Source organism: Zarconia sp. (assembly GCF_057467645.1).
On the sequence record NZ_JBRJXU010000077.1, the window covers coordinates 24,830 to 50,752 of the forward strand.

21 protein-coding genes are annotated in these 25,923 nt (G+C 50.3%); 13 read left to right on the forward strand and 8 right to left on the reverse strand.

Annotated features, from left to right (window positions below):
* Window positions 1-214 precede the first annotated feature (214 nt).
* The 5 genes from AC2215_RS11610 to AC2215_RS11630 all read left to right on the forward strand — a co-directional run bounded on the left by AC2215_RS11610 (window position 215) and on the right by AC2215_RS11630 (window position 4,730).
* Window positions 215-883, forward strand: a complete 669-nt coding sequence (locus tag AC2215_RS11610) for a response regulator transcription factor (protein WP_486810158.1) — start codon at window positions 215-217, stop codon at window positions 881-883.
* 323 nt (window positions 884-1,206) lie between these two features.
* A complete protein-coding gene (locus tag AC2215_RS11615; protein WP_486810159.1) occupies window positions 1,207-1,374 on the forward strand; it encodes a hypothetical protein in 168 nt (55 codons plus the stop codon).
* Between the two features lie 657 nt (window positions 1,375-2,031).
* Window positions 2,032-2,382, forward strand: a complete 351-nt coding sequence (locus tag AC2215_RS11620) for a hypothetical protein (protein WP_486810160.1) — start codon at window positions 2,032-2,034, stop codon at window positions 2,380-2,382.
* A gap of 441 nt (window positions 2,383-2,823) precedes the next feature.
* A complete protein-coding gene (locus tag AC2215_RS11625; RefSeq protein ID WP_486810180.1) occupies window positions 2,824-3,567 on the forward strand; it encodes a 16S rRNA (uracil(1498)-N(3))-methyltransferase in 744 nt (247 codons plus the stop codon).
* Between the two features lie 59 nt (window positions 3,568-3,626).
* Window positions 3,627-4,730 (forward strand): tetratricopeptide repeat protein, encoded by a 1,104-nt coding sequence (locus AC2215_RS11630; protein ID WP_486810161.1) that lies wholly within the window; start codon window positions 3,627-3,629, stop codon window positions 4,728-4,730.
* A 2-nt stretch (window positions 4,731-4,732) separates the two neighbouring features.
* On the opposite strand, the gene AC2215_RS11635 is transcribed toward AC2215_RS11630, so the two are convergent.
* On the reverse strand, window positions 4,733-5,188 hold the full coding sequence (locus tag AC2215_RS11635) for a hypothetical protein (RefSeq protein ID WP_486810162.1): 456 nt from the start codon (window positions 5,186-5,188) through the stop codon (window positions 4,733-4,735).
* A 574-nt stretch (window positions 5,189-5,762) separates the two neighbouring features.
* On the opposite strand from AC2215_RS11635, the gene AC2215_RS11640 reads away from it, so the two are divergent.
* Window positions 5,763-6,419, forward strand: coding sequence for an esterase/lipase family protein (locus AC2215_RS11640; protein WP_486810163.1), 657 nt, complete (start codon window positions 5,763-5,765; stop codon window positions 6,417-6,419).
* 154 nt (window positions 6,420-6,573) lie between these two features.
* Here the strand turns inward: AC2215_RS11640 and AC2215_RS11645 are convergent, their stop codons facing one another.
* The 3 genes from AC2215_RS11645 to AC2215_RS11655 are packed head-to-tail and all read right to left on the reverse strand — an operon-like array spanning window position 6,574 to window position 9,758.
* Complete coding sequence (locus AC2215_RS11645) at window positions 6,574-7,638, reverse strand: acyl-CoA dehydrogenase family protein (protein ID WP_486810164.1); 1,065 nt, start codon at window positions 7,636-7,638, stop codon at window positions 6,574-6,576.
* Window positions 7,639-7,652: 14 nt separating this feature from the next.
* Window positions 7,653-8,069: an ATP-binding protein gene (locus AC2215_RS11650; RefSeq protein ID WP_486810165.1), complete on the reverse strand. Its 417-nt coding sequence runs from the start codon at window positions 8,067-8,069 to the stop codon at window positions 7,653-7,655.
* 3 nt (window positions 8,070-8,072) lie between these two features.
* Window positions 8,073-9,758 carry a SpoIIE family protein phosphatase gene (locus AC2215_RS11655; protein ID WP_486810166.1) on the reverse strand — a complete coding sequence of 562 codons (1,686 nt, stop codon included), beginning with the start codon at window positions 9,756-9,758 and terminating at the stop codon, window positions 8,073-8,075.
* Between AC2215_RS11655 and AC2215_RS11660 the strand changes: the two genes are divergently transcribed.
* On the forward strand, window positions 9,757-9,915 hold the full coding sequence (locus tag AC2215_RS11660; RefSeq protein WP_486810167.1) for a hypothetical protein: 159 nt from the start codon (window positions 9,757-9,759) through the stop codon (window positions 9,913-9,915). The two genes, AC2215_RS11655 and AC2215_RS11660, sit on opposite strands and share 2 nt — an antisense overlap.
* Before the next feature lie 180 nt (window positions 9,916-10,095).
* Here the strand turns inward: AC2215_RS11660 and rsmH are convergent, their stop codons facing one another.
* Window positions 10,096-11,010: a 16S rRNA (cytosine(1402)-N(4))-methyltransferase RsmH gene (rsmH, locus tag AC2215_RS11665; protein ID WP_486810168.1), complete on the reverse strand. Its 915-nt coding sequence runs from the start codon at window positions 11,008-11,010 to the stop codon at window positions 10,096-10,098.
* Between the two features lie 180 nt (window positions 11,011-11,190).
* On the opposite strand from rsmH, the gene AC2215_RS11670 reads away from it, so the two are divergent.
* From AC2215_RS11670 to AC2215_RS11680, 3 genes are all read left to right on the forward strand, one after another.
* Window positions 11,191-12,375, forward strand: coding sequence for an NAD(P)H-quinone oxidoreductase subunit H (locus AC2215_RS11670; protein ID WP_486810169.1), 1,185 nt, complete (start codon window positions 11,191-11,193; stop codon window positions 12,373-12,375).
* Window positions 12,376-12,883: 508 nt separating this feature from the next.
* The gene (locus AC2215_RS11675) at window positions 12,884-14,590 is read left to right on the forward strand and encodes a beta-barrel domain-containing protein (RefSeq protein WP_486810170.1); all 1,707 of its coding nucleotides are present in this window, start codon (window positions 12,884-12,886) and stop codon (window positions 14,588-14,590) included.
* 153 nt (window positions 14,591-14,743) lie between these two features.
* The gene (locus AC2215_RS11680; protein WP_486810171.1) at window positions 14,744-15,109 is read left to right on the forward strand and encodes a HetP family heterocyst commitment protein; all 366 of its coding nucleotides are present in this window, start codon (window positions 14,744-14,746) and stop codon (window positions 15,107-15,109) included.
* 523 nt (window positions 15,110-15,632) lie between these two features.
* On the opposite strand, the gene AC2215_RS11685 is transcribed toward AC2215_RS11680, so the two are convergent.
* On the reverse strand, window positions 15,633-17,381 hold the full coding sequence (locus tag AC2215_RS11685; RefSeq protein WP_486810172.1) for an ABC transporter ATP-binding protein: 1,749 nt from the start codon (window positions 17,379-17,381) through the stop codon (window positions 15,633-15,635).
* 710 nt (window positions 17,382-18,091) lie between these two features.
* Here AC2215_RS11685 and AC2215_RS11690 point away from each other — a divergent pair.
* Entirely contained in the window at window positions 18,092-18,913 is an 822-nt protein-coding gene (locus AC2215_RS11690; protein ID WP_486810173.1) for a DUF6816 family protein, read from the forward strand.
* 267 nt (window positions 18,914-19,180) lie between these two features.
* Here the strand turns inward: AC2215_RS11690 and ureG are convergent, their stop codons facing one another.
* Complete coding sequence (gene ureG / locus AC2215_RS11695; protein WP_486810174.1) at window positions 19,181-19,777, reverse strand: urease accessory protein UreG; 597 nt, start codon at window positions 19,775-19,777, stop codon at window positions 19,181-19,183.
* Between the two features lie 95 nt (window positions 19,778-19,872).
* Complete coding sequence (locus AC2215_RS11700) at window positions 19,873-23,076, reverse strand: ATP-binding protein (protein ID WP_486810175.1); 3,204 nt, start codon at window positions 23,074-23,076, stop codon at window positions 19,873-19,875.
* Window positions 23,077-23,256: 180 nt separating this feature from the next.
* On the opposite strand from AC2215_RS11700, the gene AC2215_RS11705 reads away from it, so the two are divergent.
* A complete protein-coding gene (locus AC2215_RS11705) occupies window positions 23,257-24,234 on the forward strand; it encodes a DMT family transporter (RefSeq protein ID WP_486810176.1) in 978 nt (325 codons plus the stop codon).
* Window positions 24,235-24,696: 462 nt separating this feature from the next.
* The gene (locus AC2215_RS11710; RefSeq protein ID WP_486810177.1) at window positions 24,697-25,689 is read left to right on the forward strand and encodes a ribose-phosphate pyrophosphokinase; all 993 of its coding nucleotides are present in this window, start codon (window positions 24,697-24,699) and stop codon (window positions 25,687-25,689) included.
* The last annotated feature ends 234 nt before the right edge of the window (window positions 25,690-25,923 follow it).

A 25,923-nucleotide genomic window follows, 5' to 3' on the forward strand; every position in this document is an offset into this window, starting at 1 on the left:
TCGAGGTGGACTCAACTTCTGTATTAATTTTTATTAAATTAATACAGAAGTGAAGACTCATACTTGTTAATTTAATTTGACAAAAATTGAGAAAATACGAAAATATAATTACAATAATTTAAGAATTAAAAAACTCAACCCCAAATGTAAGGGTCAAGTCCCTTGACGCCGGTTCGAGCCCTGGGAAAACTGCTGCCACTGAAGGAGAAATTCGATGAGGCTTCTCTTAGTAGAAGACGATATGCAGCTAGCTGAAGCTTTAGCCGAAGCCCTTAACGAGCAACGTTATATTGTCGATGTCGTTGCTGATGGAGAAGCCGGTTGGATGCAAACGCAAATTCTCGAATACGATCTCATTTTGCTCGATGTGATGCTCCCGAAAATGAACGGCATCGAACTGTGTCATCGGCTTCGCTACAATGGCTGCAAAACGCCAATCCTCATGGTGACCGCTCGGGATACGAGCATGGATAAAGTGGAAGGATTGGATGCAGGTGCCGATGATTATCTGGTGAAACCCTTTGATTTTCCCGAGTTTTTGGCTCGGGTTCGTGCTTTATTGCGCCGGGGACAGGTTTCCTCCTCCCCGATTTTAGAATGGGGAGAGCTGCGGCTCGACCCAGTGAGCTACAACGTGACCTATGGTAAGAGGGTCTTACATTTAACGCCCAAAGAGTACGCGCTCCTCGAACTTTTTCTACGTAACGGAAGACGGGTACTCACTCGCAGCGAAATTATTGAAAAACTGTGGTCTCTTGAAGATCCCCCAGAAGAAGAAACGGTCAAAGCTCACGTTAAAGGATTGCGTCATAAGCTCAAGGCTTCCGGGGCAAAAACGGACTTCATTGAAACCATTCGCGGTGTCGGCTATCACCTAAAATAAGTTGATTTGAAATAAACTGCGATGGCTAAGTTTTGCAATTTTTTTGCAATTATTTTTTGATGAAAATCTAGGTTTTGCATGCCTGTGATTTTAAAATATTTATTAGTATTTTATCATCAATATTAGGCTTTTTCAACTTTTAATTACCTTCTCGATTTCTTCACGTTACTTTGATAGAGTTCAGACATAACTTCAAGAGATGCCGTAGATTGTCTATCGACTCTTGTAATTAACGATACACTCTTAGCGGTAAATGAAGTGATACATAAGATCGTAGTGTGAGAAATACAGCCTCCACAGATGTTATTTAGAGTGTCAAAGTCATGAATACTTGTCCTTGCTGTTCCGACCAACTCATTCGCCACGTTCGACAAAATCAAATTTATTGGTTCTGTCCCTCCTGTTGGCAAGAAATGCCCGATTTAGAAGAAATTGTGGCTCGCTCTGTGGAAGCGCGGAATAAGCTGCTCGAAGACTTACAAGTGGCATAACGGGAAGATTTTTGATTTCTTCGACCGCCCACTCGACCCAGATTAATTAAAAGAAGACATAAAAATCTAGGGTTTAATCCGCTCGAATTCAACTCAATCTTCCAGATCTTCCGCGTTCGAGCTTTAAGGAGAATTAAAAACCGCTCCATCGCGCACAATCTAAGGTCGATCGTCAGTTATCCCTACACTCTTGACTGGGTATTAGTTTTAGCTTTTTAAGGTATTTTCAAGCTAACGTTATCAAATCCTTGTCCTAAAAGACTCCTAGATGTAACTGATGACATGCCCTATATCGAAAACAAAATTCATTCAATCTAAATTTCTCTATCGCTCCTCAAAATATCGATTCAACATTCTGGACACTGGTCGTCATCGTTTTCCTATTCTTTTATATTTTCGTCTTGTTTCTTTGGTGAATGTCTTAGATCGAATGCAATGAAACATTTCCAAAATCTTCCGAGAAAAAAGTCACACGTCTCAAATGACAGGGTTAATTTCCACGATCTGTGAAGTCTTGCTAATCCTTCAGCTCACACCTACACGGGTCACTGTACCCGTGTAGATTTTCTAGTCTGACTATCGCGATCTCGAAACACTCCAATCGACGATCGTAACTCCCGAAACACTGCATTCAAACTTAACCAAAAAGGCTGTATCATGTCGAAAATCACCGTCAATCTAACTCGTGCCGCTGTGGAAGAAGAACTCGATTGCCTCTTAGAGTGCGATCCCTACCGCAGTACGCGATCGGAATTCGTTCAACCGCAAATTCGAGAGGCATTACTCGACGAAGTGTTAAGCCAAGTTCCCAACCGCCACATCGAGATCGATTCCCAAGAAGAAGTGCCGGTATTACTTCATTGCGTTTCCACACAGAAACGGTTGAAAATCGAATCTCTTTTGCAACAAGGCATTCAAAACCGCCTCACTCAGTGGCATCAGTGGCAAAATCTTCAACTTGCTCCCAAATGGGACTCCTGCCGCGTACCAATGCAATGCTTTGGCTAGCGAACTTCACTGCGGGATAAGAGGGTTTCACCAGATGGGGTGTGGGGTGTGGGGCATTGGTGAAAGGTTAAGCAATTTTGCCAGATGTCAAGTTGACTGACTCGAATAGCTCAAACCCTTTCAAAACTAGCTCTCCCACGATCGCTTTCTTGTACGCAGGGGGTGTGGGGGACTCCACGCCTCCCCCACCGTTCAGTTTGGGGGGAGACCCCCCAATTCCGGGTTTTCGGTCGATTATGGGAAAGTTGACAAAGTGAATACAACCTTAACCTTTCACCAATGGGTGTGGGGTATTGTGTTATTTTCCCGGACATTCCTAATCGAGGTTTTCATGAAGATAGATCCCACGGATTAAACTGGGGTAGTTCCCCTATGCCTACCCTGTGGGTGGCGCATGGATCTACCTTCGATCGCGCGCCGCGATCGATCTCCTCGAATTCCATGGCTCAATGGCAACGCATTGCGATCGCCCCCTCTCAATTTCATCCCCCGCACATTCACCTAGCTCGGGAACAACAACATTATCTGAGTCGGGTTTTGCGTTTAAAATCGGGAGATCGCTTCATTGCGATAGATGGCGAGGGACGATGGTGGCTCAGCCGTATCGAAGCCGCCACCCAAGAAAATGCCCTCCCAGGATGGATGGGTGTTATTGAAAAAGAAATCTCAGTCAAAACCGAGTTACCCGTTCCCATCACTTTGATTGCCGCCCTCCCCAAAGGAAGTGGCTTCGATGATGTGGTGCGCGCGTGTACCGAGTTAGGAGTCGATCGCATCCTCCCCGCCTTGAGCACTCGCACCCTCCTCGAACCCAGCCCTCGCAAAATCGAGCGGTGGCGGCGAATTGCCCGAGAAGCGGCGGAACAATCGGAACGTCAGGTTATTCCGATCGTTGCCGATCCCCTGCCGTTTTCATCCATTCTCCACTCCGCCGCATCCGAACCCTCCTATATCTGCGTTGCCCGAGGAGATGCACCCCACCTGCTCGATTGCTTGCAACAGTCTCCACACCCATCCATAACTCTCGCCATCGGTCCCGAAGGGGGTTGGACGCCCGCAGAAGTCGATAAGGCAATAAGCGTCGGTTTTCAACCGGTTTCCCTCGGCCGCCGGGTTTTGCGGGCCCTCACCGCACCCATCGCAGCCCTCTCCCTGGTCGCGGCCGCCCTCGAGAGGGCAAAATAGAGCAGATACGATCGCCCGCTCGCAGGTGCGATAAATCTACCCGATGCCCGGAAAGAACCATGCTCGATCGCGTAACGGCTGCATTTGAAAACCAAGACTACCGACAAGCCTCCCGCCTGCTCAAACAGCTTTATAAACAATCGCCGCAAGACCCTTGGGTGCAGTTCTACATCGGTCGCCTTTACGAAGAAACCAACAAAGCCGAAGCGGCCGAGAAAGTTTACCGGCAACTACTTCGCACCGTTAGTTTGCCGAAAATTCTCACAAAGGCGCGTCAGGGGTTGCAGCGTTTGGAAACACGAGAACGGGCTTCGCGAGAACAAGCCCTCGATCGCGCCAAAGCCGATCCCCAAAGTCAGGAACAGGGGGTGTTAATTCTCGAAGCGACGCCACCGGAAAAACGTAAGGAAGCCGCCGGGCAACTCGCCCGGATTTTGCAAATCGATCCCTACACCGCAAAGATGCGCTTGCAAATCTACGGCTGGCGACTGTACCGGACGGGAAAAGTTGGGGAGTTGCGCGTCTATGGAGAGGAACTGCAACAAGCGGGAATTTCAGTCTTTTGGGCTTCTTTAAAAGATATCGCCCAAATTCAAATCTTTCGCGTTCGCTATTTTCAATCTTTTCAGGGTCAACCGACCGTCGTCTGTCTGGATGAAAACGATCGACTTGGGGCGATCGCGTTTGACTGGAAAGAAGTCACCCAGCGGGTGGAAGGCGGGTTACCCATCTTTGTCGATGCCGTTCATTACGATATCAGCCGTAAAAAGTCCGAGCAGGTCACCCGCAAAGTCGAAACCCGAGACTACGCTCGCATCTGCGACCTGCACCTGAAGGATCGAAACTGCATTTTGCGCATTTGCGATCGCTCTTACCAGTTTCACAAAGGGGTTTCCTTCTCCCAAAACACACATCTCCAGGAAGGTGGGTTGCCTCAAACCACCAATCGCATCAAGTGGAACGATTTAACCCAAAACCTGGAGCAACACTTGAGTCATGTCTCAGTTAGCTCGGAGTTTAACCCCTTTGGGGAAACCGCGATCGAATACTCGTTTTTGCTCGCGCGCGTATCCCACTACATCGAACTAGCCCGCGAGGAACCTTCAAACTGGGACCCGGCTTTTGCCCTCTACAGCGGGCTAGTTTTCCTCAAACATCGCTAGCTCTAGCGACGCTTCATATCCCGCGCCATATCTAAAAACCCTTTCATATTGGCACTCGGACGACGACGGGCGTTTGTTGGGGTCGGCATTAAGTAGTTAGGGGCAAACAGCACCACCGGTTCGGGTTCTTTTTTCGGTGCCGGTGGGGCGGGAACGGCAGGAGCGGGAGCGGCTTGAGGGGTGGGTGCTTCAGCTTTTTGAGCTTTAGCTTTCTTCGTCTTTGTCTTTTTCGCCGGTTTGGCAGACTCCTCCGTCGGTGCGACTGTCTCAGTGGCGACGGGAACCTCTTCTTTAACCGGTTCGGGTGCGGGTTCGGGTTTCTTCTCCTCTACAGGGGCGACAACGGCGACGGGAGCTTCCGGTTGCGCGGGCGGCGCCGATGGGGTTTCGCTCACATCGTCAAATTCGAGAAAAAAGTTTTCGTTTTCTTTGGAGTTGGAGCCAAATAGCTTAAACATAAAGATGATTACCTATGATGGATGAACGCGGTATTAGACCGCACTCGCAAACTCGATCGTGAAGCCCGCGAGTGCGGGATCGAGCCAAGTAAAACTCGAATGCTCTTCAATCCTTTTTCGATAAAGATGACGATCGACGCGCGCACTCCCCACCTGAAAGCTCGGGATAGACATCTGCCAACTTCAACGGGTTCGTTATCTGTTGGATACTCAAGATGTTACGGTCTAGCTCAGCTCGAACGCGAGAAAACCGAAACTGCGATCGGAATTCGCGTGTCGAACTGAGATTCTAAAGTTCTATTAAGAGAAATTATGAATTTCTGATAAATCAAATAGCAACAACTGTTAACAATTCTTAATATTTTGAACGCTGTAGCGGTTAAATTCGTCGTATTTGAGAGATTATGTCCAGTCTTCTCAAAACGATGGGTCCCAATTTTTACAATGAGTTACAAAAAGATTAAGGATTTATACTTATCGAGATCGAGAACGGTTCGATCGGTCGTCCCCATCGAATGGATAATTGAGAGCGCAGTTGGATACGCTCAACTTCAGCCCATCCGCGAACCCCAAAATGAATCTCCCCAAAACCCCCTCCAATACCGATCGCCATCCCGTCTTGCTCGTTCATGGCTTTTACGATACCACTGCCTTATTTAAAAAGATGTCGACCGACTTGCAAAAGCGAGGGTGGTCTGTTTACAGTTTGGATTTAACTCCCAATAACGGGACTCTCGGCTTAGAGCATTTGGCCCAACAGGTCGCCACCTACGCAGAGCAAACCTTCAGGTCTCAACCCTTCGATTTAGTCGGATTTAGCATGGGGGGCATCGTCAGCCGCTATTACCTCCAGCGACTGGGGGGAATCGATCGAGTCAAGCGGTTTATCTCCATTTCCTCACCCCATCACGGCACTTGGACGGCCTATGCATTGGGGAGACCGGGTTGTTTGCAAATGCGGCCCAACAGTGCATTTTTAGAAGATTTGAACCGAGATGCTCCGACGATGCTCGGCAAGCTTGATTTTACTTCCATCTGGACGCCCTACGATTTGATGATCGTACCGGCGAGCAGCTCTCAAATGAATGTCGGTCGGGAAATCACATTACCCGTTGCCCTCCACGCTTGGATGGTCACCGATCCCAGAAGTTTGCAGGTGGTTGCCGACACTCTAGCTGCTCCTTTAACCTCAGTTGGGGATCGAAAAGTCTCTAGCGAGGGTGGGGTGTAGGGTGTAGGGTGTGGGGTTTGGGGAAAAGTAAAAACAAACGGTCATTTGTCAAGTCCCAAATTTAGTATTTTCGATCGGTAGATTGTCTAAATATCGACTTTCCCTTCCAAAGACCGACACTCCACATCCCACACCTGAAACCTCAAACCCAACATCACGATCGCACCAACCGAGCTAGAGTTGCTTCCATGACCGCTGTGGTTTGACCGAAAACGGTGTAGGCGAGTGCCTCTCGATACACCCGTCCGGCTCGATGGTGGCGGTAATTGGCTGCCCCGCTAGAAACGGCAACGGCTGCGTGAGAGCAGCGAACGGCTAAATCGATCGCCTGCGATCGCAATTCGATCGGATCCTCAGTTCGATCGTCGCCTTGCACCCAATTGAAGATTCGATCGCGACAATCGTTCAACTCGGCATCGAGAGCCGCAAACGTCTCGAAAATAAACCCTTGCTGCTTCCGTTGGGCTGCTTCCCAAAGGATATCCAAGCCGGCGCGAGCGCATCCGAGGGGAAAGAAGCTGTGACGCAGGGAATTGGGCCGGGCCTGTTTTTCCATCCAACCCACGGGCTTAACACTCACTACTCGTTCTGGGGGTAAAAACCATCCATCAAGCTGAGCGGTCACAGTATTCGTCGCCCCCATGGCATTGAGTTGCATCGGCTCTCCGAAGGAAATCGACCCCTCTTGACCCCGAATCGTGGGGGTAAAGGGGACGATACCGAACACCGCCTGTCCGTCGGGCTGCATCGCTCCAATAATGAATTCTTGAAAATATCCCCAACCGGTTACCCAAGGCACTTGACCTTCAATGTGGTATCCTTCATTTGCCCGATGGGCCCGTACGGGAGGTGCGCCCGCGCGTCGCAACTGAGAGAATCCAACCCCCAGAAGGCGATCGCCCGTTGCCAGGTGGGGCCAATAGTCCTGTTTGAGCGGTTCGTTCTCGCTGCGGGCGACCATCGCTGCCGCACTTTGATGTTGGGTTTGCAAGAACGCCAATGCCCCGGAATTACGAGCGATCGCCTCTTGAAACGAGCCGAAAACCGCCTCGGTGACATCCAATCGCAGTGCCAAAAGTCCGCGCTCGCCCAAACCCGCCAGTGCCTGGTGTAAGGCCACTCGATCGAAATCGAGGCGCTCGGCTTGGGGAGCAACAGACTCTTGTAAGTAAGAAGCGAGTGTCTCCAATGGGTTGGAGACCGGGATGGGAATCGCCATGACTCTCTAACTTTTTATTTCGACAGATCCGCTTCTAACTTCAAACAGTTGCGTCCGTCCTCTTGAGCGATATACTCCACCCGATCCATGAGTCGATTCATGATCAGCCAGCCATATCCACCCTCTTGCAGTGCTTCTGGCGTCGGGGCTTCGTAATTCTCCAACTGATATCCCCGACCGAAATCCCAAACCTCCAGAACGATATTGCTCTGGTGAAGCTCCAAACGTAACGTCACCGGTAAATGAGGTCGATCTTTATGGGCGTGGCGGACGACATTGGAGTAAGCTTCGGCCAGAACCAAGCGCAGGCGATTCGATTGACGCGACCAATCCTCACTTTCGCCAAGATCCATCTCCAAGCACCCCAGCAGCCAATTTTCGACTATGCTTAAGAACCGTAACTCGCTGGGAATGTGCAGCTCCGTTTTCATCAACTACAGGACCTCCAGGGAAAGTATCGTTTGATCGTCTTCTTGCTCTTGGGTTTTACCTCGAACGCGGTTTAAAACGCTCGATAAATCCAACGGACTCGGTTCGAGCTGAAGTAATTTCCACAGCCCTTCCTGTTGTAACATCACCGATATTTCTTCTCCACTGCTGTCTATTTCTGTCACTGTGGCTTCGGTGAGTCCATCGCTAGTGAGTAAAAACACATCCCCCGACTTGAGGGTGACAGAACCGGATTTCGCTTTCCACACTGGCAAAATTCCCAATGGAATCCCTCGGGTTTTGAGAAAATGATGTTCGACTTCCGCTTCTGTGGGTTTGCCCGCGCGAGCAGCCACTTCCTTGTGAGACCACACTAAAGGATAGATATGACCGGCATTGGCATAAACGAGCTGTTGGTTCGAAGGCGTATAGCGAGCCAGAACCATGGTAATAAAGCAGTTATTGCTAATTAGGTCGTCCGCCAAACTCTGATTCAGGTTTTGCATGACGATTTCCGGGTCGGGCGGATTATCTAGAGATAGCTCTCGCCGCATCACCGACATCGCACTGGCCATGAATAGAGCGGCCGGAACCCCCTTCCCCGAAACGTCTCCCAGAGCCAGCCACAAATCCCCTTGAGGATGCTCGAACACCTCAAAGAAGTCGCCGCCTACCCCGAGAGCCGGATAGCAGCAGGCTTGCACCTTTTCTGTCTGGGAGTCTGGCATCGTCTGCCGCAGCAAATTTGACTGAATTTGCCGTGCCACGTCCAACTCCGCCAGCATTTTTTGGACGAGTTCTTCCGTGCGCTGGTAGAGTTGAGCCTGGGATAGAGCCAGGGCGGCTTGTTCGGCGACGCTTTCGATCAGTTGCACGTCATCGGGAGACCAAGGTTCGTCGCTGTGAACTTGGTAGAGTGCCAAGACTGCGAGTAAATCCTGCTGGTAAACCAGGGGCACGACCAGTTGAGTGAGGTGTTCGTTCTCCGATGCGCTCGATTGACTTTCCACCAATTGGCTCGTGCGCTCTTGGCGAACCTGATGAATTAAGTCGAGATTTTCGATCGAGGCAACTTCCTCATCCGCATCGGGCGCGATATACGAAAAAGATTCTTTCGAGAGTTCGTCGTTCGCAACTGGGTAGAGTTTACCGCTGGTGGCTGCAAAACTGCGACCCACCGTCTCGATAATTTTGGGTAGCATCTTGCTGTAGAGGGTTTCCTCTCGAATGGCGCTCATCACGTCATTGAACAAAGATTCCCGTCGCAAGCTGCGATTGAGTTCGTTCGTTCTCTGTTTGAGAATCCCGTAGGTTTCTGCCGCTTGACTGACCACGGCTTTGAGTTCTTCGGGATTCCAGGGCTTGGTAATATACTTGAACACCTGACCGGAATTAATCGCATCCACCAGGTCTTCAACATCCGTGAAACCCGTCAGGAGAATGCGAATTGTATCTGGAAAACGATCGACGGTCTTACTCAAGAATTCCGTTCCGTTCATTTCCGGCATTCGCTGATCGGAGATAATAATGCCCATTTCTCCCCGTTCTTCTAAAATTTCGAGGGCTTGGTGAGCGCTTTGGGCTTTATAAACTCGAAAATCGCGCCGAAACGTACGGTAGAGCAAATCTAGGTTGTCCGTTTCATCGTCAACCACTAAAAGTTTTAGTCTGTTACTTCTTCCCCGACTCATGCCATCTCCCACTTGTCGGCTAACGATCGTAATTGGGTTAGTGCTGCCATCGGCAGTTTTATCAAATTCCCACCAACCGAGTTGTTCTCGGGCGTTGGGGTTGGGTTCTCACCACATTCGGTCTCGAACGTCCGATCTCGAGCGCTCGTCGGTTTGACGCGGGTCGGCGTTTGAGTGGATTTCACGCAATTAACTGACCTCACTCGAGGGTTATGGGAATATGAACCCATTTCCTCGGACGGTTCGCATCCAAGATTTGGCCACAACCGGCTCGAGACAGAGAACCACCCTACAAAGCGGCCATCGGAATATTTCCAACTCACGACTCGGTCGCTCCTTATGTTGTCGATCTTACATTGAGCCGTTCGGCTATCCTTAGCTTAGCCGAACGAGACCGAGGATTTGCAACTTGTTCTGACGTTTGAGGGACAATTGGTTTTTTGGTAAGTACCTCAAGTTGCGGGTCATCCCGAAAACAATGTTTGACCCGTCGGTCTTCTAAACTATGAAAACTAATCACCCCGATGCGACCCCCCACTTTTAGCAAACTGGGCGCACGCTCTAGCAATGTTTCCAGACTTTTGAGTTCCTCATTAACGGCAATTCGCAACGCTTGAAACACGCGGGTCGCCGGATGAATTTTAACATATCGATGGCGACCGGGCCGAGCGCGGACGATCGCCTCCGCCAGGTCGGTGGTGGTTTGAAACGGACGCCGTTGGACGATGGCACGGGCGATCCGCCGAGAAAATCGCTCTTCACCGTAGTGGTAAAACACATCGGCAAGTTTTCGCTCGTCCCAATGATTGATAATATCTGCAGCGGTGAGGGATTGTTGCCGATCCATGCGCATATCTAACGGGGCCGAGTGGCGGAAACTGAATCCCCGTTCGGGGATATCCAACTGTCCGGAACTCACGCCTAAATCGGCGATTATCCCGTCAAAGCCATCAGTGGTTTGGGGAAAATCGGCAAAATTACCATGCCAAAATTCGAGTCGATCTTCATACTCTGCTAAATTTGCTCTAGCGGTAGCGATCGCGTCCTCATCTCGATCGACGGCTGTCACCCGCACGTCTTCGGCGGCTTCTAAAATCGAACGAGTGTGTCCCCCAGCCCCCACGGTGGCATCGAGATACCGTCCGCCGGAACGAACGGCGAGTTGGGCGATCGATTCGGACAGGAGTACCGGAACGTGAGAAAATCCACCCGTCAGGTTTTGATTCGAGTTGGAGGTCTGCGATCGAGTCAACCTAATCTCCTTATAATTATATGGATGAAACAAAAGTAAACATTATTTAGCAGGGGTTCGATCGGGCGATCGGCTCTATAACAATCTATCGGTTGTTGGTTGTTTTTTGCCACTGGCGATCGATTGCCCCCATTGCGCCTCCAGGCGCTCCCACACTCACCAACTATCAACAGGTAACTCATGCCCAAGATCGAAACCAGAACCGACCCAATGGTGCTAAATATGGGGCCGCACCACCCCTCTATGCACGGCGTGTTGCGGTTGATCGTCACCCTGGACGGGGAAGACGTGATCGACTGCGAACCCGTCATCGGCTATCTGCATCGAGGAATGGAGAAGATTGCCGAAAATCGCACCAATATTATGTTCGTTCCCTACGTCAGTCGCTGGGACTACGCCGAGGGAATGTTCAATGAGGCGATTACCGTCAATGCCCCCGAACAGCTTGCTGGCATCGAGGTTCCCAAACGGGCGAGTTACATTCGGGTCATCATGTTGGAGTTGAACCGCATCGCCAACCACTTACTGTGGTTGGGACCGTTTTTGGCCGATGTGGGAGCACAAACGCCCTTTTTCTATATTTTCCGCGAGCGGGAGATGATTTACGATCTGTGGGAAGCGGCCACCGGTCAGCGGTTGATTAATAATAATTATTTTCGCATCGGCGGTGTGGCAGCAGACCTGACCTACGGCTGGGTGGATAAGTGTCGCGATTTCTGCGATTACTTCGAGCCCAAAGTCGATGAGTACGAAAAGCTGATTACCAATAACCCCATTTTCCGCCGTCGGATTGAGGGCATCGGCACGATAAGCCGCCAAGAGGCGATTAACTGGGGACTGTCCGGTCCGATGCTGCGGGCCTCGGGGGTGAAGTGGGATCTGCGCAAGGTCGATCGCTACGAGTGCTACGATGACTTTGACTGGGAAGTGCATTGGGCAACGGAAGGGGACTGCATGGCTCGGTATGTCGTGCGGGTTCGCGAGATGCGCGAGTCAGTAAAGATTCTTCGCCAAGCCCTGGATGGATTACCTGGAGGCCCCTACGAGAATTTAGAAGCCAAGCGCATTGCCGAAGGTCCTAAGTCGAAGTGGAACGATTTTGAGTACCAGTTTTTAGGCAAGCGCATTCCCCCCACGTTTAAGATTCCCGAGGGAGAACATTACGTCCGCGTGGAGTCGGGTAAAGGTGAGTTGGGAGTTTATATTGTTGGTAACAATAATGTATTTCCTTGGCGTTGGAAAATTCGTGCCGCTGACTTTAATAACTTGCAAGTCTTGCCCCATATTTTGAAGGGTGCGAAGGTTGCAGATATTGTGGCGATTCTCGGTAGTATCGATGTGATTATGGGATCGGTCGATCGATAAATCTCGTCAAGACTTGCGATCTCCAACATAGAGATAAAAAACCCCTTTTTCTGAATATTGCTAGCTGAGTTCCGATCTCCGATATCGATCGAAACTCAGCTTTTTTACAGTTTTTTTTCCAACAAGGAGTGTTGCTCTCCTTGACAAGACAAAAAAAATGTGATCTAAATCACTGTATGGATTGAAAAATGTAAATGTTAAATTTTTCTTCTTTACCAAAACTTTAAGAAAATCCCCTAAGATCGCGATCGAATTGAGATTTGTATAAAGATTCTGCAAAGAGAAGTAGCAAAATTGCCAAAATGGCAGAGGGGCTCAGAAAATTCACTTAGCCTAGCACTAGGTGAGGCTATTTCTCGTTATAAATACGGACAAAATCCGTGTTTATACGTAAGTAAGTACAGTGCGAGCACCGGGTCGTGTTTCAGAGCCAACACTGCTGTTTTCCGTCATTCGATCGATTACCTCGGACAGGTCTTGCCAACCATCCCGACAGGAACGCTCCGATATGAAACCCATATTTCGATCCCTTAACTCCAAACAAAACCATGAGGATAAATCATCCAAACCTCCAAGTTTGCCGGAGCTGAATTTCTCTCGAAATTTATCAACAGAATCCCTCGATCGCCCCCAGATGACCGACATTGGCGATCGCGCCACGGCAATCTATGGGGGTCTTCCTTCGGTAGCAGGAGTTCTACCTCAGTTTCCCGGCTCGACCTCAGACTCCTTAAAACCCTCGACTCCGGAAAAAGCCCAAGCCAGCGAGCGGGCCTCCCACTGGTCCGGTTCGGTGCAAAACTTACTCGAACAACCCGCAGCAACATTTCCGCGCCAAGTGATGTTAGGAGGCGTGGTATTTTGTGCGGTCTTTGCAACTTGGGCGTGGTACGGCGAAATCAACGAGGTGGGTCAAGCGCGAGGCGAACTAGTCCATCAAGGCAACGTTCACAAAATTCACCCCGTGGAGATGGGGAAAGTTGCCTATCTAGCGGTGAAAGAAGGGGATACCGTCAAAGCGGGTCAACCGATCGCCGAACTTGATACTCAATTAGCTCAAGCTGAAGTGGAGCGGCTTTCCGGGCAACTCTCGGCCTATGAAATCGAGTTAATGCAAACTCAAGGCTCCATCGATCGATTGCGTATGGAGGCTCAAACCCGAGCTGCGATATCGAGCGCAAACCTTCAAGCTCACGAAGCATCGATCGCCCAAGCCGAAACCAATGCAGAGATTACGCGGCAAACCTTGTCGGAGTTACAAACCCAGCTCGGGGCGATGGAAATCCAAAAAAATCAGATCGCTCCCCTACCGGCTCGTGCGGGACAACTGCGATCGCAACTCCAAGAGCAAGTTCGTAAAAACCAAGAGCGTTTGGAGCGACTTCGACCCCTGGTGGAGCGGGGGGCGATCTCTCGGGATCTGTTATTTCAAGCAGAGCAAGACGTTCTCAACAGCCAAAATGCTTTATTGAGAACCGAATTGAACGACGAAACCGTCGCCTCCGAACGAGTGTTCGATATCGAACAAAATCTGCGCGATCGTCAAGCAAGTATCAGCGAAAACAAAGGTCGCCTCGAACAGGCCTCAGCCGAAGCCGAGCGACTGTATGCCGAACTCGAGCAAAAGAAAGCCGAAGGAGAACGAACTCAACTTGAAATCCAGCAGCAAATTCACCAACTCGAAATTCAGCTCACTCAGCTCGAAGCCAAAATCGCCGAAACGGGCACTTTACTGGCCAGTGCCCAAGCGAAGTTAGACCGACGATTCCTTCACGCTCCGGTGGATGGCGTCATTTTAGCGCTACATCTCAACCACAGCGGTGAAGTCGTCCAACCGGGACAGACCATCGCCGAAATTGCCCCAGAAGAAGCGCCTTTGGTGCTCTCGGCGAAACTGCCCGAGCGAGAAGCGGGATTTCTGGAGATGGGAATGCTCGCACAACTCAAATTCGATGCTTATCCCTTTCAGGAATACGGTTTAGTGGAAGGCAAGGTCACTTCGATCGCGCCAGATGCCGAATCGACTCCGGAAATGGGAGAAGTCTTCGAGGTTGAAATTGAATTGGAGCGCAACTATGTGACTGAAGAAGGCGAAAAAATTCATTTCAAACCGGGACAAACCGCCAATGCGGAAATCATTATTCGCCGTCGCCGTATTTTGGATGTACTGATCGATCCTCTGCGTCAGTTAAAAGAAGGCGGCGTGAATTTCTAGTTTTTTCCCACTCCCATTTTTATGGAACTGCAATCTCAATTCATCCAAGACGTAGTAGCCCAAAGAATTGAGACTTCTCATTGAGATTTGTGACCCAACCCAGGCAATCAACAAACTTTGTAGGACGAATCAAAAGTTTAGGTGTGCAAAACCATGACTTATCAAAGTTCTTTTGACAGCGATCGACTCTCGAAAATCATGACCCGCGAACAGTACGATCAGGTCGTTGAAGCCATTCTAGCCGGGAAATATTCTTGGGCGTGCCTGCTCATTCTTCGCTTTGGCGGATATAACCCCCTGCACTATATGCCTTATCGCACGTTCAATCGGCTAATGAAAGAAAACCGTCAAGGCTGCAAACCCAGCGGACACCGGGCAGAAACTCGATGCGAGCAACCCACTCAACAGAAGTCTCAGAAAACGTCTCTCAAAATTAAGGAACTCGCTCACATGACGACGCTCGATCGGCAAAGTGCTGCAGTTAAAGGTTGTGGATACTATAATCTATCGGGATTTTAAGCGAAAATTTTACCTTTACCCTTTTTTGACAAGTACATATTCCATGAAAACCTTTAATTCATGGATCGGATAGAACGATATCAGTTTGTCGCTGTTATCGCCACGAAAGGGAAAACGACGACAGACTCAATGATGGCTTGTTGTGAATCGCTCGAACGAAGCCTTCAGGAGTATCGTTCTAACCTGCATGATTCATGAGAACCTTCTCCAAACAGCCGAAAGCCTTCAGTATCCGTTAATTGGCGAATTTTATCCCAATTACAGTTTGTCATCGATCGACAATTCTCGAATTCGACGACTGTTCAGGGTTGCCGGCATTTACAATTGGCGTTGTAAATAATCCAGGCGAAGTCTAGCAGTCGCAATCAACGCCTAAAAGCTTTGCATTGCATGCTTTATTCAGTCGGAACGTCAAGGGTTCCTCGGCATGAGATATCGATAAAACAAACAAGTTTTCCCCGAGGGAATCCCCGAACTCTCAACCTTGCGAAGTGTTCGGGGATTTTTCTATGGTTCGATGGATTTAAATGAGTAACTCTTCAAACTTCTGAATTTCCCACAGGGATTGATACAATCCACTCTGCCCGATGAGTTCCGTATGGGTTCCGGTTTGGATGATTTTTCCCTCTTCCATGACAAAAATGCGATCGGCCATCGCCGCAGCGGACATTTGGTGAGAGATAAAAATCACCGTTTTGCGTTGAGTTTGCGTCGAGAGATTTTTAAGAATATCCGTCGCGGTTTGATTGTCGACGCTCGATAGAGCATCGTCCAAAATCAGAATCGGTGCGTCCACCAGCAGCGCGCGGGCCAGAGAGGTTCGCTGTCGCTGTCCCCCGGACAGGGTAATCCCCCGCTCTCCCACAACCGTTTCGTACTGTTGGGGAAAGTTGAGAATTTCGGCGTGAATTTGTGCTTGTTCGGCGACCGGTTCGATCTCATTTAAAGGGGTCAGAGGCGCACCGTAGCAAATGTTATTTTGAATCGTGGTGCTAAAGAGAAAACTCTCCTGGGGGACATAGGCGATTGCCCGTCGCAAATCCTCGATCTGAATTTGGGTGATATCCATACCATCGAGAAAAAGCTGACCGGGGGCAATATCCAACAGGCGGGGAAAGGCTTGTACCAGCGTTGATTTTCCCGAACCGATGGAACCGACGATGGCGACAGTTTCTCCAGGGAAAATCTCGAAGCTTAAATCGTCCAAAGCAGCATTATCGCTGTCAGGATAGCGGTAGCTAAAGTTGCGAGCTTCTATTTTTCCTTGGACGAAATCGATCGCCAGAGGCTCGGATGTCTCAGTATTGCGAATTTTCGGTTCGACGGTGAAGATCGCTTCGATGCGATCGATACTCACTTCCCCCCGCTGGTAAATCGTTAGGGTAAATCCGAGCAGGGCCGTGGGAAAGACCAGACGCTCGACGTAGAGAATCAGCGCTACCAAATCGCCCACATCAATCCGTCCGTCCGCGATGGCGCTGGAACCGAATGCCAGTAAAATGAGCAAGCTGCCGCTGGCTAACCCTTGGAGGAGGGGGAATAGAATGGTGCGGGTGCGAGCCAAATCGAGATTGGCTTTGAGGAGACCTCGGTTCAAGTCGCGAAACGCACGGCGCTCGTTCTCTTCTTGGCTGTAGATTTTAATCAGCGCCATGCCGCTCATATCTTCTTGGATCGTCCCGCTCATATCCGAGAGCTTTTCTTGGAGTACCATCTGCTCCGTACGCAGGCGATTGCTCGATAGCCAAACCACCACGAACATCACCGGATAAATCAGCAACGAGAGCAACGTCAGCCGCAAGTCGATGGCAATCATCACCGGCAGAGTCAGAAGGTAAGCAAAGAGGGTATTGACCAAACTGAGGACGGCAAATCCCACTAGCCGCCGAATATTGTCTACATCGCTTGTCGATCGATTGATCGTATCCCCAATGGGATGGGTGGCGAAATAGGACATTTCCAGAGTCAGCAAATGCTCGAAAATGCGCTGCTTGAGATCGAACTCCACCTGGCGACCGACCCCAAAAATCCACATTCGCGACGCCACTCTAATCGCCCACATGACTGTGGCGAGAATTAAGATCGAAAAGACGTAACGCAGTACGATGTCGAAACTGAAGCTAATTTGCAGTTCGTCGATGGCGTTGCGAATCAAAAGGGGTATGTAAACCCCCAAACCATTGACGAAAAACAGCGCCCCAATCCCCAAAGCCGTGGGTTTCCAGTGCGGACGCAGGTAGTAGAGTAGTTTTTCCAGCCGAGAAGAATTCATAGTAAGAAATCTTAACACTTTCGGGCGATTTCCTGCATTTCAAGACCCTTGTATCGCCATGGGCGATCGAAGATACGTCGGGTTTTGCAGTATTTGCACCGCCCTAATGTTCTCTCAAGATCGAGAATGGAGATCGCCGGCACAAGAGTTTTCAAGAATCAGGGATGGCAAACGTTCAGCAGTCCGGTTAATTCTGAGGGTCTGGTGAATCGACATCTGGAGGACATGGGGGGGAAGGGGAAAGATAGAAAGAATTGAGAAATTCAGGCTCAAAATGGATTCTGTCTTTGATTTCTACCAGAAGTCTCATCATTTAGCAGTATTACCAACACGGACCCTCGAGGGAATCAGGTCCCGACAGGAGACCCGAACCCGAGAATTGTGCGTGAAAAACCGATCGGGTTGACGACAGACTGCATTGGGAGTTGAAAATGGGGAATTCAGAAAAAATTTGCCACTCGCTCACAATGAGAGAAAAATCGGAAAGGTTACATTTAAATACGATTGAGACGATCTGTAGAGACCTCACGATCGATGAGAAAATATCGAAGCTGCTAGCTCGTAAAACAGGTCGATCGAACCGATAAAATTGCGAACGGGGCAATCCAGAAAAGATGCCTAAAAAATAACTGAAGAGATTCTAGCTCGTCTTTGATTTAAGAGCAACCCAAATATTCAGCGAACCCAAATATTACCGATCGCTTATTTTCATGAATTTACTGTTTCGTTTTCTGAGTTCCGTCGTGTTATTAATCATTCTTTGGAGTCCAAAAGCACTGGCGACTCCCCTCATCGAACGACTCGATCGCTTTCCCGACTGGCAAAATCTGCCGCCAATCGAAAGTGCCCAGGGAGATCTCGTTTATCCCGATTGGATGGCGGGAACTTGGGAAGTCACCAGTACCCTGATCGATTTGGTTGCCCCCCTCGCACCGGATTTGGTGACACCAGGATTTGAAGGCAATCGCCCGTACCTCGATCGCCCGGTTACTTTTCTGGTGCGTTTCGGACCGCAATTGGCAAAGCGAAAATTGCGAAGATTTTTACCCGTTCCGGTGTCGGTGAAGGGAGATCGAGCTGACTCAGTATCGATCGTGGCCGATCGCGAGTTTAACGGATCGAGCATCGCGCGGGCTTATCTGGGGGATAGCGGCGTCGTATCGGTGAAAGTCGATCCTGACGATCCCAATCGCCAAGTCAGTGCATTTCGAGGCGATCGTCAACTGATCTCGATCGTCAGCGGACGAGCTAGCGAAACCCCAACTCCCGATCGATTTGCTGCAACGGAATTGATCGACCAAGTGTTTCGCACGGCATCGGGGATTTATTTCAACCGCGTCGAAACCACCACGGCTTACCAACATCAAACCCCGGATGGAAGGTCAATCGATACGGTCGAAGGCGATCGAGTCACCGCCGACCAAATCACGGCAATTTACCTTTCCCCCCAAGATCCAGACTATTTTATAGCCAAAGATCGTCCGGTGGCACTCTACCGCTATCAATTGGATTTGGTCAAACAGTCGTTATAGCAGTTCGCGCCCTTTTCGTTACACATTGTCAGTCATGGGGAATGGGGAATGGGGAATGGAAAAAACCTATTTCTTCAATCGTGTAAATACACTGATGACGAAGCGCTATAAATTATCGATCTATCCTAGCTGTTTGCATCTTTTCCATCGCCATTCGTGCCCTTTTCATTTCATCTCGGTCTTCTCCATGGCCCGGAAATTCAGTCGTTAACTGCGGGGAGTTTGAGGGGTGGAACGCCAAATATCAACCCAGCCTCAATTCAGAGGCTAAATCAGTTGCGAACGAATAAAATCGGTAATCTCAGATAATCCCGTCTGAGTCTTCAAGTTGGTAAAAACAAAGGGTTTCTCTCCGCGCATTTTTTGGGTATCTCGTTCCATAACGCTCAAATCTGCCCCCACCAGCGGTGCGAGATCGATTTTGTTGATGACCAACAGATCGGACTTGGTAATACCGGGACCGCCTTTGCGGGGAATCTTATCCCCAGCGGCGACATCGATGACGTAAAGCGTCAGATCCACCAGTTCCGGACTAAAAGTGGCTGCGAGATTATCCCCCCCGCTTTCCACGAAGACCAAATCCAGGGGGGAGAACCGTTCCTCCAACTGTTCGACAGCGACGAGATTGATCGAGGCATCCTCGCGAATCGCCGTATGGGGACAGCCTCCCGTCTCCACTCCCAAAATGCGATCGGCCGCTAACGCCTGGGAACGTACCAGAAATTGCGCATCCTCCTGGGTATAGATATCGTTCGTGACGACCGCCATCTCGTAGCGATCGCGCAAAGCTTTACACAGGGAATCCACGAGAGCGGTTTTTCCCGACCCAACTGGGCCGGCGATGCCAATACGAAATGGACTCACGGTTATTCTCCCGATGGACTCGTCAAGGATAAATTCTACTCGATCGCCTCTGCAATCGTCTCTTCGTCCAGGGTTGAGAGCGATCGCCAATCCAGTTATGGCTTCCCATTCGATTGAAGGAACGCCCAAATCTCATCGTAGGCAAAATCCCGTGCCATCGCATCGAGAAACTCGGCGAGTTGGGCACAATCGACGCGGATCGCTTCAATCGTACTTTCCATCAGTTCCATATCTCCCGATTGAATCGCCTGTTCGAGCTGCGATCGCAACTTCTCGGATAACGTTTCTCGATCGAACGGTTTGACCGATGGAGAAGACGTAGAAGAGGGTGAAGCGTCAGTGTTGCTGTAGATGTAGCGCACGCCAATATGTTTGCGCATCGTCTCGAAAATTTCCGACTCCCGGAAGGGTTTGCGGACGAAATCGTCGCATCCAGTCGAAAGGACGATCGCCCGCTCTTCTTCGAGGGTACTTGCCGTCAGGGCAATCACCGCCGTCGCCTGACCTTTGGTAGTGGCTTTAATGCGTTTGGTGGCTTCATAGCCATCCATCACCGGCATCCGCATATCCATCCAAATTAAATGGGGTTCCCAATGCTCCCACAACTCGATCGCCTCTTGCCCGTTTTTCGCCTCTCGCACCTCAAAGCCAAGTGGTGCGAGCAATCGGACTAACAGTTGCCGGTTGCTCCAATTATCATCCACGATCGCCAATCGGTAGGACGATTGGTTTTGGGCGAGGCCAACAACGCGGCGTGCGGGCTGTTGCGGGGGTAAGGCCATCGCTTCGATAATATCGATGGCAATATCGAACACAAAGCGCGTTCCCCGTCCGACTTCGCTTTCAACGGTCATCTGTCCCCCCATCAACTGTACGAATTGATGGGCGATCGACAGACCCAAACCCGTCCCTTCGTGGGCATTTTGACCGGTTTGAGTTTGAACGAACGGCTCGAATAGGAGTTTGAGTTCCTCTGGGGCAATCCCCACCCCCGTGTCCGTGACTTCAAAATACAAACGTGCTTTGTGGAGGGGGGGAGCGATCGAAGTCGGAGTTTTCCCTTGCCATCCTTCTGGGGGTTCGGTACTGACTTTCACCCAAACGCGACCAGTTTCGGTGAATTTTATGCCATTGTTGAGTAGATTGATCGTAATCTGACGGAGTTTGACATCATCGGTACGAACGTACTGGGGGACTTGGGGCGATCGCTCGAACCGCAACTCCAACTGCTTTTCCTTTGCCTTCAGACGGAACATATCCTCCAAATCTTGGAGCAGCTCGAACAGGTCGAAGTTACGCGGGTTGAGCGTGGTGCGTCCGGCCTCGATCTTGGCAAAAGAGAGGATGTTGTTAATCAAAGACAGTAAGTGTTCGGCACTGCGAGTGATGATGTCGAGATTTTCTTGCTGTTCCGGGGATTGATTGGGGACGCGAGTCATCAGTTGAGCGAAACCCAAAATTGCATTCAGGGGCGATCGCAACTCGTGGCTCATATTGGCCAAAAACCGGCTTTTGGCACGGTTGGCAGCTTTTGCTGCTTCTGTGGCTTTGAGCATGGCGGCTTCGGCGCGCTTGCGAGGGCTGATGTTGCGTGCCACCCAAATCGCCTGGGAATCGGACATGGGAGAAATGCTCGCACTAAACCACTCCTCTTGCCGATCGATGGTGAGGGTGTAATCGAAGGTAATCGTTTGCTGGGTGCTCAAAGCCTGCTGGACTTTACTCAACCAAATTTGGCTATTTTCTTGAAAAAAGCGATCGATCGTCTGTCGAATTGCCTCATTATCCGGTTCGTACAAGCGTCCGGGATTGGTGGGAGCCACTTCGATATTGCGTGCCTGGGCGTCCATCACTAAGACGATATCCGTCATCGCTTCGAAAACCGCTCGCAGTTTTTCTTCCGAAGAACGCAGCTTCTGTTCGAGTAACTTGCGCTCTTCAATTTCTTGTTGCAACTCGAGGGTTCTTCGATCGACTTTCACTTCCAAGAGGCGAGAATACTCTTCCTGCTGGCGAAAGGAGGCTTGTAACTTGCCAACCATATCGTTGAAGGCTTCAGCTAAGACTTCTAATTCGTCCGCTCCTTCGACGGTGACGGTCTGACTCAAATCCCCCCCAGAAATCTCCCGTGCGGCTTGGCTCAACCGCAGAACCGGCCGACCGATCCAACGAGCGGTGACCGAACCCAGAGCCGTTGCCAATCCCAGGGCGATCGCGCACAGGACGATCGTCAATCGGGTGTTGGCATGAATTTGCGCCATGAAATCCGCTTCGGGAATCACGACCACGATCGACCAATTGAGACCGAACTCATCCTGAAATGGCGTCACTTGCACGAATTGGGGTTTGCCCTGCCACATCCAGGTGATTTGCTCGGAACCCATCACCCGATCGAGTTGACCGAATTCCCCCTGCAGATGTTGGGCTAAGGCGGCGATTTCAGTTTTGTTGTTTCGATCGAAGGTATCGATACGGGTGAGGCGATTGCCTTGGATGGAAAACGGCTGCTCTAGAGTCGAGCTGGCAACCAGTGCCCCATTCGGTTCTAAAATAAAAGCCTGTCCTGTCGGGCTAATGCGCAAACTCTGGAGAAATCGACCGATTTGGGATAGAGAGATATCGACGAAAAAGACCCCTTGCAGCAACCCCGCACCATCGTACACCGGATAGACGGCGGAGATATCCAGGCGCTTGTCGTCGATGGAGGTATCGATTTGCGTCCAAGTTGGACCGGCTTTGGTCACTGCCGTTCGATACCATCCCCTCTGACGCGGATCGTAACCGGGTTTTTCGAGAATTGACGCGCCCAGTTCTCGGGAATCATCCGCTTGATAGCGTTGTAAGATGCCCTCAGTCGATGGACGGCTGGTGACGATATAGCCTTCGGAACGGTTCGCCCCGAGCAACGTGCCATCCCGAAGACCGACTCCGATCGTTCCTACCTGAGTCGAGCGCAAACCCTGGCGCCAAAAGCGATCGAGAAGGCGTTGGGAATCCTCTAAATCGAGATCTCCCTGGCGATAGGCTTCCACATTGATGCGATCGATCTGATGGGGGGTATCGAGATAGGCGTGTAGGTGTTGGACGATGCGATCGGCAATTTCGCTTCTCAACTGACTCGCCAGTTCGTTAACCGCTTTTTGACCGTTCCGAAATGAGAGATAGCCCGTCAGTCCGACGGCGACAAACACTTGAATCGAGAAGGGAATGACGAGAAACAGATAGAGTGGTTTCTTTTTCTGGCTTCTTTTCGGGTTGTCGTTTGACTCCATTTCACCGGTTTGAGTTGGTAACTCCATCGACCGTTCCCCACGCATCGTAAACGTTTGTGACTCTACTATACTGACCCTCGAGCGCCCCGGCGCGCGATCGAGTATCGGTCGCTCGGATGGCGGTCCGTCGCCTCTTAACATAAATACATATTGCGACGTATTTGAGTACAATATTGTAAATCTGAGCTCCGTGGCTCCTCATCATTTATGCAGTTAAAACTCGCAGATTCTAAGTTTTCCCTAACCCCAATTTTATGGATCGCGCCCTTTTTCCTCTGGGGTACGGCAATGGTGGCAATGAAAAGCGTTCTGCCCGACACGACACCTTTATTTGTCGCAGGGGTGCGACTCTTTCCCGCTGGGATTTTGGTCTTGGCAACCGCTGGGATTTTGGGCAAACCCCAGCCCCAGAGTTGGCAGGGGTGGTTGTGGATTGGCTTGTTTGCATTGGTGGATGGAACCTTATTTCAAGGCTTTCTCTCGGAAGGCTTAGAACGCACCGGCGCGGGTTTGGGTTCGGTCCTGATCGATTCTCAACCCCTGATCGTCGCCCTTCTTTGCTGGTGGCTGTATCGGGAGAAAATAGGCACCTGGGGTTGGATTGGACTGGGTGTGGGATTGCTGGGCATCAGTGCCATCGGTTTACCCGAAGAATGGATTCTGGCACCGTTCGGGCAACAAACATCTTCTTTTGAGTGGAGTCAACTGTTGCGAGGGGGTGAGTGGTTGATGCTGCTCGCATCGCTCTCCATGGCCGTGGGAACTGTGATGATGCCAAAAGTCTCCCAATACGTCGATCCGGTGGTGGCAACGGGTTGGCATATGATTCTCGGTGGCGTCCCACTGTTTATCCTCTCTGGAATTTGCGAATCCCAACAGTGGGTGAATATCGATCGTTGGGGTTGGTGTGCCCTGGTCTATTCCACGATATTTGGCAGCGCGATCGCCTACGGTTTATTTTTTTATTTTGCATCGATGGGTAACTTAGTTAACTTAAGTTCGTTAACATTTATGACCCCCGTCTTTGCCCTGCTCTTTGGAAATTTATTTCTGGGTGAAGTTCTGACTCCGCTACAATGGAGTGGGGCAGCAATTGCCTTGGTTAGTATTTGGACCATCGAAAAATCAACTCCAACTGAATCGCCCGAAGCTCTCGATCGAGGGAGTAAAACGGTCGAGAAGTAGCTAGCCTTAAACCCAAATTTCTCAACAGTCAATCGGCTAAAACGAGGCATTTTTCGCGCTCGAAATTCGATTTCCATACCGGTAATCATGTACTGATTGGCAGTAAAATTTATGGCTTTCAAAGGTAAGAGCGGCAGGGGGTTCGACTCTCGAAGCCCGCACACATTTTTAAATTTTCGTTCCTGCGTTGCGAGATCGTTCTCACTTTTCAAGTTAACGAGCTAACATTCTGATAACGGCTGGCGAGAATGCCGACATTCACCCGAGCAAGCAGCGATCGCGCCGAATTTTTTTGAAATTAGAAAAACCCGATTGACTTTGACAACGCGATCGCGCGGAAGCGCGATCCCCAAGCTAAGAAAACGAAATCTAAAGCTCAAAAAAAGGAATAAATTTAATCGTAGCTCTCGATCGAAGGAAATGGTAAGATTTCCATGAAATTACGAACGTCGAGGTTCTATTGTGAGCCGTTCCGCAACATTAACGCTTCAGCCGTCCTTACTCTCTGTCGTCGACAACAGCCGACTGCGACTGTTTTCTGGCTCTGCTAACGTTCCTCTGGCCCGAGAGGTGTCTCGATATCTTGGCATCGACCTCGGTCCGATGGTTCGCAAGCGGTTTGCCGATGGAGAACTCTACGTCCAAATTCAAGAATCGATTCGGGGTTGCGATGTCTATTTAATTCAACCGGTTTGCCACCCCGTCAACGATCATTTGATGGAATTGCTCATTACAATCGATGCCTGCCGCCGCGCCTCCGCTCGGCAAATTACTGCCGTTGTTCCCTACTACGGCTACGCCAGGGCCGATCGAAAAACTGCTGGTCGAGAATCGATTACCGCTAAATTAGTCGCGAATTTGATGACCAAATCCGGCGCACATCGCGTCCTGGCTATGGATCTACACTCGGCACAAATTCAGGGCTATTTTGATATCCCCTTCGATCACGTTTACAGTTCCCCGGTTCTGATCGATTATTTATCGAGCAAGAACTTATCCGATCTTGTGGTGGTTTCTCCCGATATTGGCGGTGTTGCGCGGGCGAGGGCTTTCGCGAAAAAACTCAACGACGCACCTCTGGCGATTATCGACAAACGCCGACAAGCTCATAACGTTGCAGAAGTGTTGAACTTGATTGGAGACGTGAAAGGTAAAACCGCCGTCCTGGTGGACGATATGATCGATACGGCCGGGACCATTAGCGAAGGGGGTCGAATGCTCCGTCGGGAGGGGGCTAGACAAGTCTATGCCTGTGCCACCCATGCGGTCTTCTCTCCGCCAGCGATCGATCGCCTATCGAGTGGTGTTTTTGAAGAAGTCATCGTCACCAATACAATACCTGTACCGAGCGATCGTCTCTTCGACCAGTTGACCGTGCTTTCGGTAGCAAATGTCTTGGGTGAAACCATTTGGCGCGTCCACGAAGATAGTTCCGTTAGCAGCATGTTTCGCTAATCTCGCATAGGCTCTTTTGGAGGTAGGGGAGACTTTGGGGGACAAGGTGAAAAGAGGACAAGGTGACAAGGGGACAAGGGGACAAGGGGACAAGGGGACAAGGGGACAAGGTGACAAGGGGACAAGGGGACAAGGGAGAGGAAAATTATTCAATGAAATGTTCCCCATTCCCCATTCCCCATTCCCCATTCCCCATTCCCCATTCCCCATTCCCCATTCCCCATTCCCCATTCC

Coding starts and splice junctions, on each gene's coding strand:
- AC2215_RS11610 (WP_486810158.1), top strand. CDS start 215: ATGAGGCTTCTCTTAGTAGAAGACGATATGCAGCTAGCTGAAGCTTTA.
- AC2215_RS11615 (WP_486810159.1), top strand. CDS start 1,207: ATGAATACTTGTCCTTGCTGTTCCGACCAACTCATTCGCCACGTTCGA.
- AC2215_RS11620 (WP_486810160.1), top strand. CDS start 2,032: ATGTCGAAAATCACCGTCAATCTAACTCGTGCCGCTGTGGAAGAAGAA.
- AC2215_RS11625 (WP_486810180.1), top strand. CDS start 2,824: ATGGCTCAATGGCAACGCATTGCGATCGCCCCCTCTCAATTTCATCCC.
- AC2215_RS11630 (WP_486810161.1), top strand. CDS start 3,627: ATGCTCGATCGCGTAACGGCTGCATTTGAAAACCAAGACTACCGACAA.
- AC2215_RS11635 (WP_486810162.1), bottom strand. CDS start 5,188: ATGTTTAAGCTATTTGGCTCCAACTCCAAAGAAAACGAAAACTTTTTT.
- AC2215_RS11640 (WP_486810163.1), top strand. CDS start 5,763: ATGAATCTCCCCAAAACCCCCTCCAATACCGATCGCCATCCCGTCTTG.
- AC2215_RS11645 (WP_486810164.1), bottom strand. CDS start 7,638: ATGGCGATTCCCATCCCGGTCTCCAACCCATTGGAGACACTCGCTTCT.
- AC2215_RS11650 (WP_486810165.1), bottom strand. CDS start 8,069: ATGAAAACGGAGCTGCACATTCCCAGCGAGTTACGGTTCTTAAGCATA.
- AC2215_RS11660 (WP_486810167.1), top strand. CDS start 9,757: ATGCCATCTCCCACTTGTCGGCTAACGATCGTAATTGGGTTAGTGCTG.
- AC2215_RS11655 (WP_486810166.1), bottom strand. CDS start 9,758: ATGAGTCGGGGAAGAAGTAACAGACTAAAACTTTTAGTGGTTGACGAT.
- AC2215_RS11670 (WP_486810169.1), top strand. CDS start 11,191: ATGCCCAAGATCGAAACCAGAACCGACCCAATGGTGCTAAATATGGGG.
- AC2215_RS11675 (WP_486810170.1), top strand. CDS start 12,884: ATGAAACCCATATTTCGATCCCTTAACTCCAAACAAAACCATGAGGAT.
- AC2215_RS11680 (WP_486810171.1), top strand. CDS start 14,744: ATGACTTATCAAAGTTCTTTTGACAGCGATCGACTCTCGAAAATCATG.
- AC2215_RS11685 (WP_486810172.1), bottom strand. CDS start 17,381: ATGAATTCTTCTCGGCTGGAAAAACTACTCTACTACCTGCGTCCGCAC.
- AC2215_RS11690 (WP_486810173.1), top strand. CDS start 18,092: ATGAATTTACTGTTTCGTTTTCTGAGTTCCGTCGTGTTATTAATCATT.
- AC2215_RS11700 (WP_486810175.1), bottom strand. CDS start 23,076: ATGGAGTTACCAACTCAAACCGGTGAAATGGAGTCAAACGACAACCCG.
- AC2215_RS11705 (WP_486810176.1), top strand. CDS start 23,257: ATGCAGTTAAAACTCGCAGATTCTAAGTTTTCCCTAACCCCAATTTTA.